The organism is Alcaligenes sp. Lyrl_28 (assembly GCF_051948705.1).
GTDB classification, from domain to species: Bacteria; Pseudomonadota; Gammaproteobacteria; order Burkholderiales; family Burkholderiaceae_B; genus Alcaligenes; species Alcaligenes ammonioxydans.
This window is the reverse complement of the sequence record NZ_JAYJLG010000007.1, coordinates 108,258-122,756: the sequence shown is the minus strand read 5'-3', so window position 1 is coordinate 122,756 and position 14,499 is coordinate 108,258. Positions and strand designations below refer to the sequence as shown.

The following is a 14,499-nucleotide window of genomic DNA, read 5'->3' as shown; positions in this document are numbered from 1 at the left end:
TCAGGCCTTGTTAGCGCGAAGCACCAAGAAAATGGGGGGATTCGAAACGGTAGACAGCCAGGGTACTGCGCCAGCCCGGTAAAAAACGAACCGTATGACCGCCATTGAATGCAACACGATCAAGAATACGTACGCCCACTGCCTGAGCCAGATCCTGAAAATCTTTCATGGTGCACAAATGAATGTTGGGCGTGTTGTACCACTGGTAAGGCATTTCACCGGTCACAGGCATGCGGCCACGCAAAATGCTCCAGCCGTGCGGCCAGTAACCGAAGTTGGGAAACGAGACGATACCATACCGCGCCACCCGCGCCATCTCACGCAAGATGTGCTCCGTATGGTGCATGGACTGCAAGGTCTTGGACAGAACCACGGTATCGAACTGCTGATCGCTAAACAGGGCCAGACCTTTTTCCAGATCTTGCTGAATGACGTTGACACCCCGGCGGACCGACGCAATGACGAACTGATCATTGAGCTCCACCCCTGTGCCAACGACCTGACGCGTATCACGCAGATGTGCCAGCAAGGTCCCATCGTTACAGCCCAGGTCCAGCACTCGCGAGCCGGGCTCGATCCACTGCGCAATGCGCAGCAAATCCGGTCTTAACATGGCGGCGGCCACTTGTGTTTGCGGCTTAGTCATTCTGCCAGCACCCCCGTCGTGCGCGTGCGCGCAGGCAAGCCCAAATTAACGGCGATCTGATCATAGTATCCCTGTACGACCGCATGGTAGCGGGGGTCTTCCAGCAAGAAAGCATCATGTCCATGCGGAGCATCGATTTCAGCGTAGGTCACCTGACGCTGGTTACGGAGCAGGGCCTGCACAATTTCACGCGAGCGCTCGGGCGAAAAACGCCAGTCCGTGGTGAAGGAAACAAGCAGGAACTTGGCCATCACGTTTTCCAGGGCTTTGCTCAGATCCCCCTGATACGGACGGGACGGATCAAAGTAATCCAGGGCCCGCGTAATGATCAGGTAGGTATTGGCGTCAAAGTAGCGTGAGAACTTCTCTCCCTGATAACGCAGATAGGATTCGACCTCGAATTCCACGCCATAGTTGTAGTGGTATTCGCCACCTTGCGCCGGCGCACGCTGGGTGCGGCCAAACTTCTCGGCCATGACGGTATCAGACAGGTAGGTGATATGGCCCACCATGCGGGCCACGCCCAGTCCGGCCTTGGGTACCACGCCATGCTCGTAATAATTGCCGCCATGAAACTGCGGGTCAGACAAAATGGCACTGCGGGCCACTTCGTTAAACGCAATATTCTGCGCTGACAGGCGCGGTGTGCTGGCAATAACCACACAGTTCTCGACGCGATCGGGGCAACTGATCGCCCAGCTCAAGGCTTGCATGCCACCCAGCGATCCTCCCATGACGGCCGCGAACTTGCGAATGCCAAAATAGTCGGCCAGACGCGCCTGGGCACGTACCCAGTCCTCCACGGTCAGAACGGGAAACTCGGAGCCCCAGGGCTTGCCGGTAGCGGGATTGATGCTGGACGGCCCCGTAGAACCAAAACAGGAGCCAATATTGTTGACGCCAATGACAAAAAACCGATCCGTATCCACGGCCTTGCCGGGACCGACCATATTGTCCCACCAGCCTACGCTTTTGGGATCGTCATCGTAATAGCCGGCAACGTGATGCGAGGCATTGAGCGCATGACACACCAGGACCGCGTTGCTGCGCTCTTTATTCAGGGTGCCGTACGTCTCGACGGCCAGCTCGTAGCTGGGCAGCACTTGCCCGCTGCGCAGGTGCAGCGGTTCATCAAACGCAATGAGTTCGGCTTGTACAGGGCCCACAGAACCTTCGGGGATCAATCCGCAGGATGGGCTAGGGGCGCCAACGTTGGCGCAGGGGACGGAATCAGTGGCCATCTGGACCTCTTTAGCTGGATTTATGGAGCGCCCGCAAGCGGATCAGGCAAATCGGCGCAAAACGTATAAGACAAAATTCTAGCATCGCTGCAGCGCGTCGTCCAAACCAGGCAGGCCGCCTCCCTTCGCCACTGTGCCTAAAGATCCGTTCGGGAAACAGACAATGCTTTGATTTGCATCATTATTTCCATGTTCATCGGTCTGCCAGCTAAGCTAAATTTGAGTACATTGGCGCGACGTTTACCACGAATGCATGAGGAATGGCTTTACCGTGACGTATTTAACTTCACGCGAACAGTCCTGCCTGAACTGGGCTGCCCATGGCAAGACCAGCTGGGAAATCAGCATCATCCTGGGCATTACTGAGCGCACGATCAACTTTCATTTCCAGAACGCTTACGCCAAACTGGGGGTTTACAGCCGCCAGGCCGCCATTACCCTGGCCTTGCAACAGCGCCTGATCAGCGGCGACCCCGCTAGCGAGCTAAGCCGTCAAAGAAAATCTTTGCCTGAGCCGCATCCGGCGCCTTACCGGAATCCGTCATAACAAAGCCCTGCACCAGCCAGCCCGGCTCCATACGGATCATCGCATCCAGGCGCAACGCCACGCCGCCCACATCGCGTGTCATGTAAAAAATCTGGCCAGGTGGCGGGATCTGCACGGCGCTTTTCTGACTGGCCTGCCCATCCGGGACGAATTTTGCACGCAAGGACTCATGCAGCGCCTCGTACAGGCGCTCACGGGCGGCTGGGTCCTGTTGCAATTGCGCAGGAAGAATCACATGACCCACGGTATAGATCTGCCCACCCGCGGTCGCCGTCGTCAGGTAAAAATCCAGCGGGTACTGCTCGAAATCCAACACGCGGTGACTGGTGCTTGGCTTGCCGGGCAACATGGCTGACAAGCCCGTTTGCTCAAGTTGAACCTTGCGCCAGTTAAACTCCGGACTGCAGGCCGCCAACATCCATAAGGCCGCCAGTACGGCGGTCATGCGCCTGATTATCATGGTGCTAATCCCATATCCCGTTTCATGCTTTTCATCAGCTGCCTGAACAGCCGCCTTATACTCGCCCTGCCCGATTCGCCTTTTGGCGCAACTTAACAAAGCAAGTTTGGTCGGACTACTATTTATAGACGGCCCCAGGCCCCTTGAAAAGTCCCGTATCTTGCATCCGATTTCGAAAGTGGGAAACACCACCATGAACACCAGCCACGAACGCCGCCTTGCCCTGCAACAGAACCCCGATATCTTGAAGGGGATCTTGCGAGGCATCGAGAAAGAAGGACTGCGCGTTGATGCGCTGGGCCAGCTGGCAAAGACTCCCCACCCCCGCGCCATTGGTTCTGCCCTTACCAATGCCCACATCACCACCGATTACGCCGAGGCCCTGCTGGAGCTGATTACCGAGCCGCAAGCCCGGGTTGAGGACGTGCTGCAAGAGCTGGCCGATATTCATACCTTTGTCGCCGGCAAACTGGATCAGGAAATCATCTGGAACCAGTCCATGCCCGCCTTGCTGCCCGCCGAAAAGGAGATTGCCATTGCCTGGTACGGCACCTCCAACACGGGCATGCTCAAGCATGTTTACCGTCGCGGCCTGGCCGAACGCTATGGAAAACCCATGCAGTGTATTGCCGGGGTGCATTACAACTTCTCCCTGCCCGACGGCATCTGGCCCTTGCTGAACGTCTGCGGCGACAATCTGCAAGACCAACGCTCCAATGGCTACCTGGCGCTGATTCGCAATTTCACACGCTACTCCTGGTTGCTGATGTATCTGTTTGGCGCCTCGCCCGTGCTGGATGCGAACTTCCTGCAAGGTCGTAGCAACAATCTGGACAAGATCGACGACGACACGCTGACCATGCCCTGGGCAACCAGCCTGCGCATGAGCGACCTGGGCTATCACAACAAGGAAGCCCAAGCCGAGCTTCAGCTTTGCTACAACGACCTGGACACCTTTGTGATGCGCATGTATCACGCTGCCGTGACCCCTTGGCCGGATTACGAAAAGCTGGGCACGCACCGTGATGGCGAGTGGATTCAGCTCAACACCCACATCCTGCAGATTGAAAACGAGTACTACTCCAGCATCCGCCCCAAGCGCACAACCCAGCGCAGCGAACGCCCGGCCACCGCCCTGGCTCAGCGCGGTGTGGAGTACATCGAAGTACGCTGCCTGGATATCGACCCCGAATCCCCTACTGGCATATCCGAGCAAACCTGTCGCTTTCTGGATACCTTCCTGCTGTTCTGTGCCGTGCAAGACAGCCCCTTTTTCCCGGACGGTGGCTACTGTCAGGACAGCAAGAACAACTTTGCCACCGTCGTGCGTGAAGGCCGTCGCCCCGGCCTGATGTTGACCAACCAGCAAAAACAAGCGGTCAGCTTGCAACAATGGGGACGGGAGATTCTCGAGTCCCTCTTACCCTACGCACACATGCTGGATCACGCCCTGGATACAGACGGCCATACCCAAGCCGTGCAGGCACAAATGCGTAAACTGGACGATCCGGAACGGACACCGTCGGCCCAGTTACTGAAACGTTTACACGAGACGGGCCTGAGCTTTCATGACTACGCCCTACAGCGCAGCCGCGAACACCACGCCAGCCTGCTGGCCCATCCTTTGCCGGCTGACAAGCAAGCCGCTTTCGAACAGCAGGCCGCCGACTCTTTGCAGGCCCAGCTGGATATTGAAGCCCAGGATCAAGAGTCCTTTGAAGATTATGTCCAGCGCTACGAGCGCAACCTCATTCCCCCGGAAATTCAGAACCGTTAAGTTATTCATCGCTTGCCGAGCCGCCTCCTGAAGGCGGCATTTTTTTACCTGGCAACAACCAGGGGCCGAGTTGGTCAGCCGCACGGCCCCGTGTCCTATACGTTACCCACCCCCATTTCCCCCACGACCAAGCCTGGTTTTCCGACTGTTTCAACCAGTTATTGTTATGTTATAACATCTCAAAAATTAACTTTCCGGAAGATGAGATGCACTTCAGTCCCCGCCCCTTGCCATTGGCGCTGGCCCTCGCGCTTTGCGCCTCAGCACAAGCCAATGAGCTTGAACCCCCTGTCTCTCAGTTGGCCCCGATCCGAATCTCCGCCAGCCCCCTGGCCTTGCAACAGACAGAACTGGCCACAGCCAGCACGGTGCTGCAAGGCCCCCAGCTGGATTTGCGCCGTAGCAGCACTTTGGGTGAACTGCTCAATGGGGAAGTGGGCATCCACGTCGACAGCTTTGGCAGCGGTGCCAGCCGACCGGTCATTCGTGGCCAGACTGCGCCTCGCGTCAAAGTGCTCAGCGACGGCGCCGAAGTGATGGATGCCTCTGCCATCTCCCCCGACCACACAATTACGGTCGACACCTGGCAAGCAGAACGCATTGAAGTACTGCGCGGGCCCTCCGCCCTGCTGTATGGCGGCGGTGCGATCGGGGGCGTGGTCAACGTGCTGGACCGCAAGATTCCCACGGCGATCCCCGAAAAAGGGTTTGAAGGCTCAGTCCGCGCCCAAGGCTCCACAGCCGATCGAGGCCGGGTCGGCGCATTCGACATGACAGCCGGTCAGGGCAATATCGCCTTACACGTAGAAGGGGCCTCGCACCGCAGCCGTGACTATCGCGTGCCCAACTGGACCGACAGCCGCGTCAAAGACTCCGACTCCCGTACGGACACTGGCAGTGTCGGCCTGTCCTTTATTGGCGAGCGCGGTTACATCGGGGCCGCGTACTCCTATCGGGAAGGCAGTTATGGCTTGCCCGGCCACAGCCATGAATACGAAGACTGCCACCCGCACGGTGCCACCTTGCATTGCGGTGGCCACGGCCACGGCCACGATCACGGCCACGATCACGACCATGGCTACGATCAGGACCATGAGCACGCTGCGACAGCGCATCTGCGCACCGAGCGCGTTGACCTGCGCGGCGAACTGCGTGATCCTTTGCCCGGTTTCAAACGGGCTCGCCTGCGCGCCGGTTCCACCAACTACCGGCATGTGGAAAAAGACGGCGATAAAGTTGGCACCCGCTTCACCAATCGCGGCTACGACACGCGGCTGGAACTGGAGCACCAGCCCTGGGGGCCTTTTGAAGGCGTCATTGGCCTGCAAACCAGCCAGTCTGATTTTGCCTCGCGCGACGGCACGGAGAACTTCATCCCGCCCACCCGTACTCGCAGCCAGGGCTTGTTCCTGCTCGAGAGCCTGAACTGGGACAACTGGCGGCTGGAACTGGGCGCACGCCAGGAATGGCAAAGCGTCACGCCGGACTCAAACACCCTGGAGCGCCGCACAGGCACTGCCACCTCCTTCTCCCTGGGCGCTGTCTGGGACTTTGCCCCCGAGTATGCCGCCACCGTGTCCCTGTCGCGTTCGCAACGCCTGCCCACGGCCCAGGAACTGTTTGCCAAAGGCGTGCACTTTGCCACGCTGAGCTATGAGCGCGGCGATCCCAATCTGGATCGGGAAACCAGCCACACTCTGGATCTGGGGCTGCAAAAGCATCTGGGCGATCTGCGTTTTGATCTGCGCACCTTCTACACGCGCAGCGCCAACTACATTTACGGCCACAGTCTGGACCGCCACGAAGACTTTCAACTGATCCAGTACAGTCAGGGCAAAGCGCAGTTCTGGGGCCTGGAAGCGCAGGCCTCCTACCCCGTCACCTCCTGGGCTTCGTTCAGCGTCCATGGCGATCTGGTGCGTGGCAAACTGCAAGACCCTGGCCGCAACCTGCCACGCATACCGGCCGCCCGTCTGGGTATTCGCACCGATCTGAACTGGCAGAACTGGTCGGGTTTTGTCGGCTACACCCACACCTTTGCCCAAAACCGACTGGCTGACCATGAGCTACGGTCACCCTCTTACGGTTTGCTCAGCATGGGTTTAAGCTACCGCCTGCATAGCGCTCAGAACACCTACACCTTTTACCTAAGGGGAAATAACCTGCTGAACAAGTTGGCCTACCGCCATACCTCTTTCATTGCCCGTCAGGCGCCGCTGATGGGACGCAACATCCTGGCTGGAATACAGGTGGAGTTTTGAGCAAGACCGCCATCCACACGGGGAGCCGGCTCTACCAGATCGTGGCCGACATGCAGGGCGAGCGTCCCTGGGGCGACTTTCTGGATGCCGGCACCGGCAAGGGCTCGCTGCGTTGGCTGCTGACCCTGGACACGGCACGCTGGACGGCCATTACCGCCTCGCCCAGCATGGCCGAGCAGGTGACACGCGAACTGGGGGATCAGAAGCGCCCCCAGGACCGGCTGCTGGTCGGCAACTGGAGCGACCCGTCGTTCCTGCAAGGTGAACGCTTTGACACGGTGCTGGCGGACTATTTGCTGGGCGCCATTGAGGGCTTTGCCCCTTACACCCAGGATCAACTGTTCAGCCGCCTGCGACCCCTGACCGGCCAGCGTCTCTACCTCATTGGGCTGGAACCTTATGTGCCCTACAGCAGTACCGATCCGGCCGGCAAGCTGATCGTGGAGATCGGCCGCTTGCGCGATGCCTGCCTGCTACTGGCCGGTGAGCGCCCGTATCGCGAGTATCCGATGGACTGGGTGCTGCGCCATTTGCGACAGGCGGGATACCGCTGTGTGGATGCGCAGCGCTTTGCCATCCGTTATGGAGACAGCTTTATCCACAGCCAATTGGATATGTGTGACGGACGGTTGCGTCGCCTGCAGGATCGCACACTGGCAGTCGCCTTGTCCGAGCATGTTCAAGCCTTGCGTCGGCGCGCCCTGGCCCTGAATCACACCCTGGGTGGCCTGCGTCATGGTCATGACTATGTGATTTGCGCCGAACTTGCTTAAAAAAGAAAGCAGCACAGGAAAGATACAAAGGGGCTACGGCCCCTTTATGTCTTAAAAACGCTGCACGGACAGGTCGCTTTATCGAGACCCTGGTTAACCGAACCGATGTCCGGGCTATGCCCCTGCCCGTTCAGATCACGGCCCTGCTTCTTGCCCGGACAATCGGTGCTCCTTGAAAGCCAGGGATACCATCCGCGCTCCAAACACAAGGAGCAACGTCATTTTGTCCTAGATCAAATGATTGATATCAAACCTTAGGCCACTTCCAGCTATTCATGTCGAGCGCCACAGAGGCGCAAGCAACAGACGCAAAAAAAGCAGCCACAGGCTGCTTTTTACAGTCACGCTCAGACGAGGAAAACACCCCGACAGGCAGGAAGCAAGCACGTAAAGAGCCGCATCAACAAGGAATTCTGGCGCGTCCGACAGGAATCGAACCTGTATCGAGGGCTTCGGAAACCCTAATTCTATCCATTGAACTACGGACGCCAAGCTCGCTATTGTAGCGCGACTTTGAACTTTTTTTCAGTATCTATACGGCAATTATATGTATGCCAGATCAAGAGTCGGATACAAGAGCGATACAGTCCGCTATAATCCATGGTTGCGCGATCTGGGTCGGTGGCTTGCTAGACACGTCCTTGCGCACACCCCTTAGGTAGGCGCAAGCCTTTATTGGTGGCCTGTATAAGGCCCTCCCGTCATTTCTTGTACGAACTCGCAGGATCCGATAATGAGCAACACGGAACAAAAACCCGAAGAACACAACGAGGGTCACTCAGCCATGATCAAAACCCCTAAACAATTGCTTGTGACCGTGGCTCTGGCTTTCTTGGTGCCCATCGCGATTATTGTCATGCTGGTCAGTCTGGTCACCTCCACCATGAGCACAGGCGCTGGTTCGGCCGCCCTGTCTCCAGAGGCCATTGCCGCACGTATCCAGCCTGTGGCCGGCTTCAAGCTGGTGGACGCCAACGCGGTAAAAGAACTGAAAACCGGTCAGCAAGTATACGAAACCACCTGTACTGCCTGTCACGGTGCCGGTGTAGCCGGCGCGCCCAAGTTTGGCGACAAGGGTGCTTGGGGCGAGTTGCTCAAGCTGGGTCAGGACGAACTGGTCAAAAATGCCATTCATGGTATTCGCGGCATGCCCGCCAAAGGCGGCAACCCCTCGCTGGATGACGTAGAAGTGGCTCGTGCCGTTGTCTACATGGCCAACGCTGCCGGCGCCGACTTTAAAGAACCCGAAGCCCCTGCTCCAGAAGGCGAGAAGGCCGATGCCAAGCCTGAAGCGGCAGCGGCCGAGGACAGCAAGCCTGCCCAGGCTCCTGCTGCTGCCGCTGCCCCTGAGGCCAGCCAAGTCGCTGCCGCTGACGATAGCAAGGTCGACCCTGCTGGCATCAAGCTGTACGACACCATTTGTTTCGCCTGTCACGCGGCCGGTGTAGCCGGTGCGCCCAAGTTTGGTGATCAGGCCGCCTGGAAACCTTATATCGAAACCGGTATGGACACGATGCTTCAAAAGGCTATTCACGGTGTGGGCGCCATGCCCCCACGCGGTGGTTCGCAAGCCTCGGACGAAGAACTTCGTGCAGCCATCCAGCACATGGTCAACGCGGCCAAATAAGACTGCGCCAAGGCCCTGTCATCGCACAGTGCCTCTGCATAAAAAGCCCGATGAATATTCATCGGGCTTTTTCTTTGCGCTGGCTATCGTACTGCTGACCGGCACGGAGGCAGTCGACACAAAAGTGGCATGTATAAAAAAGCCTGAATCCGGCGATCATGCGGATTCAGGCTTTAGCAAGCGCAAGCTATGGGTCAGACCAGCTCAAACCTGCCAACGAGCAGGCAGCGCAGTCTGACCATCGCGCCAGCTCCGCTTTACTGCGCCTTGCACAAAGGCAATGCCGTCAAGGACAAGCCCAATTGCACACGCCTTTGCAGCCAGGGGCTGGCGCGGTAGCGCATATCACCGGTCACGGCCTGAAGGGTATTGAGCACATCGAGCAGATCGCGCGAACCGACGGCGTCCCCCATGGACAATGGGCCATTGTGCGGATAACCCAAACCCAGGCGTACTGCGGCATCGATATCCGACGGGGTGGCAATCTGCTGCTGAGCAATATCACTGGCAATATTCACAATGGTGGCCACCAGACGCTGCGCCACAAAGCCAGCCGAGTCCTCAATCACACTAACGGCAGTCCCATCGCTGGCCAGCATGGCCCAAGCCTGATCACGCCACTCTGGCGTTGTCGCCGCCGAGCACATCAACACACGTCGACGGCCTTTTTCCAGACCGAACAAGGTATCCAGCGCCACGCTGCGGGCCGGGTCCAGGCCATGCAGGGACACTAGGCTGGCCACATCCTCACCGTAAGGTGTCAGCAAGATCAAGGCATCGGCAGGAGGCTGATCGCCATCGACTACCGTCATGCCCAACTCATTGAGCAATTGCAGCGCACGAGCCTGGCCTTGTTCGTGGTAGGGTGAGACCCACACGGGCGCGAAAGAGGTCACGACAGGCACGGCAGGCTCTTGCGGAACCTGCTTCTTGCCATCCTCATACTTGTAAAAACCTTCGCCATTTTTGCGGCCGAACAGCTTGCCGGCGTGACGCACCGCTGTAATGGGCGAAGGACGAAAGCGCGGCTCGTCGTAGAACTGGCGATAGATGGACTCCATCACCGGGTGCGACACATCCAGCGCGGTCAGATCCAGCAGTTCAAAAGGCCCCATGCGGAAACCAGCCTGCTCGCGCATGATGGCGTCAATCTGGTAGAAAGGCGCGACGCACTCCTGGGCAATCTTCAAACCCTCGATGTTCATGCCGCGACCAGCGTGGTTGACGATAAAGCCGGGCATATCCTTGGCGCGTACAGGCGTATGGCCCATCTCGCGCGACACCTGCATCAGAGCATCGCCCACGTCAGGAGAGGTGCGCAAACCATCAATGACTTCAACCACTTTCATCAAGGGAACAGGGTTAAAGAAATGGTAGCCCGCCACACGCTCAGGGTGGCGGCAGGCTTGCGCAATCGCGGTAATGGACAGCGAGGAGGTATTGGAGGCCAGCACGCAATCGGCCGAGACAATCTCTTCCAATTGCTGCAACAAGCCCTGCTTGACATCGAGACGCTCCACGATGGCCTCAACGACCAGATCGGCAGAGGCCAGGCCTTGCAAATCGCTGGCCGTTTGCAAACATGCTGTGGCCGACTGCACCTGCTCAGCCGTCATGCGGCCTTTCTCCTGCAAACGGCTCCAGACGGCATGCACATCGGCCAAAGCGGCCTTGAGCGAGTCCGCATTCAGGTCATAGAGCAGGACCTGCTTGCCAGCCTGGGCGGCAATCTGAGCAATGCCCCGTCCCATGGCACCTGCGCCAACAATAGCGATGGTTTGTATCTGTTTCATGATTCACAACCTGATCGAAAAGCAATAAAAATTAAGCCTGCTCAGCCGAGCCGGTCACTAGGGCCTCGACCTTGTCGGGCGTAAGCTCCAACACACGCGCCAGGACCTCGCGGGTATGTTCGCCCAGGCGTGGCGGCGCACTGCGGTACTGCACCGGCGTGGCTGACAAACGCAAGGGGCTGGCCACCGAAGGTACACTGCCCCCCTGCCCGGTCGGCAAGTCCAGGCGCAAACCACGCGCCAACACCTGTGGGTCCTGATACACCTGCTCCATCGTATTGATGGGCCCGGCGGGAATACCCACGGCTTCCAGCGCCTGCAACCAGCTATCGCGCGTCCGGCTCAGCATGACCTGCGCCAACATGGGCACCAGTTCATCCCTGTGCATGACCCGCCCGGCATTGCGCGAAAAACGGGGATCATCGGCCCATTCGGGATGCCCCAGCTCCTGCGCAAAGCTGCGAAACTGGGCGTCATTGCCCACCGCCACAATCAAGTGCCCGTCACTGGCCTCAAAGACCTGATAGGGCACCAGATTCTGATGGGCATTGCCGGGCCGCTGCGGGGCCTGTCCGGTACATAAGTAATTCATATTCTGGTTGGCCATCATGGCCACCTGACAATCCAGCAAGGCAATATCCAGGTGCTGCCCCAGGCCGCTGCGATGACGCTCCACCACAGCCGCCAGAACGGCTACCGTGGCGTACATGCCCGTCATGACATCGGCCACCGCCACCCCCGCTTTTTGCGGCTCCCCCCTTGGCTCTCCGGTCAGGGACATCAAACCACCCAGCCCCTGGATCATGAAGTCATATCCCGGGCGGCTTGCATAGGGGCCGGTCTGCCCAAAGCCGGTAATCGAACAATAAATCAGGGCCGGGTTGATGGCTTGCAGGCTTTCGTAGTCCAGACCGTACTTCTTCAGGCCACCCACCTTGAAGTTTTCCACCAGAATATCGCAGCGTCTGACCAACTGGCGCACCAGATCCGCACCTTGTGCAGTGCCGATATCCAGCACGATAGACTCTTTATTGCGATTGGCCGCTCCAAAATAGGCCGCGTCATCTGTGTCCGCCCTGTGACCATCCTTTAGATAGGGAGGCCCCCAGCCCCGGGTGTCATCCCCGGTACCGGGGCGTTCAACCTTGATGACCTCTGCACCTAAATCGGCCAGATTTTGGGTACACCAGGGACCTGCCAGCACGCGCGTCAAGTCCAGAACACGCAATCCGGCCAAAGGCGCTTTTCGTTCAGTCGTGGTCATAGCAGACAAAAATCCTTCAAGTTGCTTATTGTGCACCAGGTCTTCTTAGTCCGGTCTACGGACAGAAAAAGTGCTCAAACAATGGTCATTTTCGAGCCGGAGGACATTTGTGCAGCGCACCACGTCCGGCTACGATAAAGCATCCTAGAATAGGTGACGATAGATTATCAGCGGCAGATCTTCCTTGCAGGACCCCACCCCATCAAGAGGCGGGGCACATCATTCGATAATAGGAGACCGACCTTATGCCTTCGGCATTAACGCAGCAGCTTTATCAATCTATGACCCTGCCTGTGATGGCAGCGCCCATGTTCATCGTCTCGAACCCCGCCCTGGTGATTGCTCAATGCGCCAGCGGCATCATTGGTTCCGTGCCGGCCCTCAATGCCCGTCCCCAGGAAAAGCTCAAGGACTGGCTGAACGAAATCGAGGACACCCTGGCCGAGCTGCGCGAGCGCCATCCCGAGCGCCGCATTGCCCCCTACGCCATCAATCACATCATTCATCAATCCAATGACCGGCTGGAGCAGGATCTGAGGGTATGCGCCGACCACAAAGTGCCCTTGGTCATCACCAGCTTGCGCGCCCCGCAGGAGATCGTGCCGCACGTACATGCCTGGGGAGGGAAGGTTTTTCATGACGTGACCACCTTGCGTCACGCCGAGAAAGCATTGGAGGCCGGGGTGGACGGTCTGATTGTGGTGGCGGCGGGCGCCGGCGGCCATGCCGGCACCCTGAGCCCTTTTGTACTGGTCAACGAGATCCGGCAGATTTTTGACGGTCCGATTGCGCTGTCCGGCGCCATGAGCCGGGGCAGCGATATTCTGGCCGCCCAGGCCATGGGTGCCGACCTGGCCTACATTGGCACGCGCTTTATTGCCAGCACCGAAGCCAATGCCTCGGACGACTACAAGAACATGATCGTCAAAGGCCGCGCCGCCGATATCGTCTACACCCCGCTGTTTACCGGCATCCCGGGCAACTACCTGAAGGACAGCATCCGGGCGGCTGGGCTGGACCCGGACAAGCTCGATGCCGAGAAAGTGGCCGATACCGCCTTTGGCTCGGGCATGAGCAAGGCCTGGCGCGATATCTGGGGAGCCGGCCAAGGCATCGGCGGCATTGATTCGGTCGAGTCTACTGCCCAGATTGTGGCCCGTTTGCATCGCGAATATCAGCAGGCCAAGGCTGCGCTGCTGGCCTCCCCCTTCGCCTGAACAGGAGCACGCCATGATACGCACTCATGACGCCGGTCCTTGGCTGGAAGTCATTCTGGACCGACCGGAGCGACGCAATGCCCTGACCGGCCCCATGTACGAAGAGCTGGCCGAGATCATCGACCAGGCCGATCAGAACCGACAATATCGCGCCCTGATTCTGACCGGCGCGGGCGAACATTTCTGCGCGGGCAACGACATTTCCGATCTGGCCACGGTACGCAACACCACCGAGCCGCCGCCGATCACCTTCTTGCGCAGTCTGGTCAAGGCCGATATTCCTCTGATTGTGGCCGTGGAAGGCCATGCCGTGGGCATTGGGGTCACCTTGCTGCTGCACGCGGACTTTGTCTATGCGGCCCGCGACGCTCGCTTGCGCATGCCGTTTACCGCCCTGGGACTATGCCCGGAAGGGGCATCCAGCCACCTGCTGGCCCAATACGTAGGACAGCGCCGTGCCAATGAATGGCTGCTGCTATCGCAAGGCTTCAGTGCCGAGCAGGCCCTGCAAGACGGCCTGCTCACCGAGCTGACCGACCACGGCAACAGCCTGGAAGCTGCCCGTGCCTGCGCCCATGCACTGGCCGAGCAGCCGCCCATTGCCTTGCGCACCAGCAAACGCTTGTTGCGCGAGCCCCAGCGCGAGATTTTGCTGGACGTGCTGGAGCGGGAACGCAAACTGTTTTCCCAACTGCTGGAAGGCGAGGAGGCCTTGCACATCCTGGGGCAAATGCGCCAGAACCGCAGCGAAAAGTAGCCGCACCGGTAGCCTGATTTCTGCGCAAACCCGCATGTGCAGCGATCTTGCCACACTGACCCCGATTCAAAAGAGGTGATAAGGGGCCTGCAAGCGCAGGTCCCTAATTTTTTTTACCGTATTCGCAAAAAATTCT

Annotated in this window: 12 protein-coding genes, 1 tRNA gene and 1 riboswitch; of the genes, 7 read left to right on the top strand and 6 right to left on the bottom strand. The window is 58.7% G+C overall.

The features are described from left to right. Positions 1–10 precede the first annotated feature (10 nt). Both metW and metX read right to left on the bottom strand, forming a co-directional pair. Positions 11–646: a methionine biosynthesis protein MetW gene (gene metW, locus VF694_RS15205; RefSeq protein ID WP_003804309.1), complete on the bottom strand. Its 636-nt coding sequence runs from the start codon at positions 644–646 to the stop codon at positions 11–13. Then, positions 643–1,887 carry a homoserine O-succinyltransferase MetX gene (gene metX / locus VF694_RS15200; protein ID WP_003804310.1) on the bottom strand — a complete coding sequence of 415 codons (1,245 nt, stop codon included), beginning with the start codon at positions 1,885–1,887 and terminating at the stop codon, positions 643–645. Before metX ends, metW begins: the two co-directional genes overlap by 4 nt. Then, positions 1,877–1,955: riboswitch (SAM riboswitch) on the bottom strand. (Overlaps the previous gene by 11 nt.) Positions 1,956–2,158: 203 nt before the next feature. Between metX and VF694_RS15195 the strand changes: the two genes are divergently transcribed. Further along, the gene (locus tag VF694_RS15195) at positions 2,159–2,434 is read left to right on the top strand and encodes a response regulator transcription factor (RefSeq protein ID WP_003804311.1); all 276 of its coding nucleotides are present in this window, start codon (positions 2,159–2,161) and stop codon (positions 2,432–2,434) included. Here VF694_RS15195 and VF694_RS15190 read toward each other — a convergent pair. Then, a complete protein-coding gene (locus VF694_RS15190) occupies positions 2,364–2,879 on the bottom strand; it encodes a hypothetical protein (RefSeq protein ID WP_440164834.1) in 516 nt (171 codons plus the stop codon). The genes VF694_RS15195 and VF694_RS15190 overlap by 71 nt on opposite strands. Before the next feature lie 208 nt (positions 2,880–3,087). On the opposite strand from VF694_RS15190, the gene gshA reads away from it, so the two are divergent. The 3 genes from gshA to VF694_RS15175 all read left to right on the top strand — a co-directional run bounded on the left by gshA (position 3,088) and on the right by VF694_RS15175 (position 7,705). Continuing rightward, positions 3,088–4,671 carry a glutamate--cysteine ligase gene (gene gshA / locus VF694_RS15185; protein WP_131071215.1) on the top strand — a complete coding sequence of 528 codons (1,584 nt, stop codon included), beginning with the start codon at positions 3,088–3,090 and terminating at the stop codon, positions 4,669–4,671. A gap of 206 nt (positions 4,672–4,877) precedes the next feature. Further along, complete coding sequence (locus VF694_RS15180; RefSeq protein ID WP_440164832.1) at positions 4,878–6,932, top strand: TonB-dependent receptor domain-containing protein; 2,055 nt, start codon at positions 4,878–4,880, stop codon at positions 6,930–6,932. Next, positions 6,929–7,705: a class I SAM-dependent methyltransferase gene (locus VF694_RS15175; protein WP_003804316.1), complete on the top strand. Its 777-nt coding sequence runs from the start codon at positions 6,929–6,931 to the stop codon at positions 7,703–7,705. Before VF694_RS15180 ends, VF694_RS15175 begins: the two co-directional genes overlap by 4 nt. 414 nt (positions 7,706–8,119) lie before the next feature. On the opposite strand, the gene VF694_RS15170 is transcribed toward VF694_RS15175, so the two are convergent. Beyond that, positions 8,120–8,194 (bottom strand) — tRNA-Arg (locus VF694_RS15170). Positions 8,195–8,438: 244 nt separating this feature from the next. Here VF694_RS15170 and VF694_RS15165 point away from each other — a divergent pair. Further along, positions 8,439–9,332, top strand: a complete 894-nt coding sequence (locus VF694_RS15165; protein ID WP_003804317.1) for a c-type cytochrome — start codon at positions 8,439–8,441, stop codon at positions 9,330–9,332. 257 nt (positions 9,333–9,589) lie between these two features. On the opposite strand, the gene VF694_RS15160 is transcribed toward VF694_RS15165, so the two are convergent. Together VF694_RS15160 and VF694_RS15155 are read right to left on the bottom strand one after the other, a co-directional pair. Next, complete coding sequence (locus VF694_RS15160; protein WP_336579920.1) at positions 9,590–11,125, bottom strand: 3-hydroxyacyl-CoA dehydrogenase; 1,536 nt, start codon at positions 11,123–11,125, stop codon at positions 9,590–9,592. Between the two features lie 31 nt (positions 11,126–11,156). Continuing rightward, the gene (locus VF694_RS15155; protein ID WP_131071213.1) at positions 11,157–12,389 is read right to left on the bottom strand and encodes a CaiB/BaiF CoA transferase family protein; all 1,233 of its coding nucleotides are present in this window, start codon (positions 12,387–12,389) and stop codon (positions 11,157–11,159) included. Between the two features lie 245 nt (positions 12,390–12,634). Between VF694_RS15155 and VF694_RS15150 the strand changes: the two genes are divergently transcribed. After that, positions 12,635–13,606, top strand: a complete 972-nt coding sequence (locus tag VF694_RS15150) for an NAD(P)H-dependent flavin oxidoreductase (protein ID WP_003804322.1) — start codon at positions 12,635–12,637, stop codon at positions 13,604–13,606. 13 nt (positions 13,607–13,619) lie between these two features. Beyond that, positions 13,620–14,363, top strand: a complete 744-nt coding sequence (locus tag VF694_RS15145) for an enoyl-CoA hydratase/isomerase family protein (protein ID WP_003804325.1) — start codon at positions 13,620–13,622, stop codon at positions 14,361–14,363. Positions 14,364–14,499: the final 136 nt, after the last annotated feature.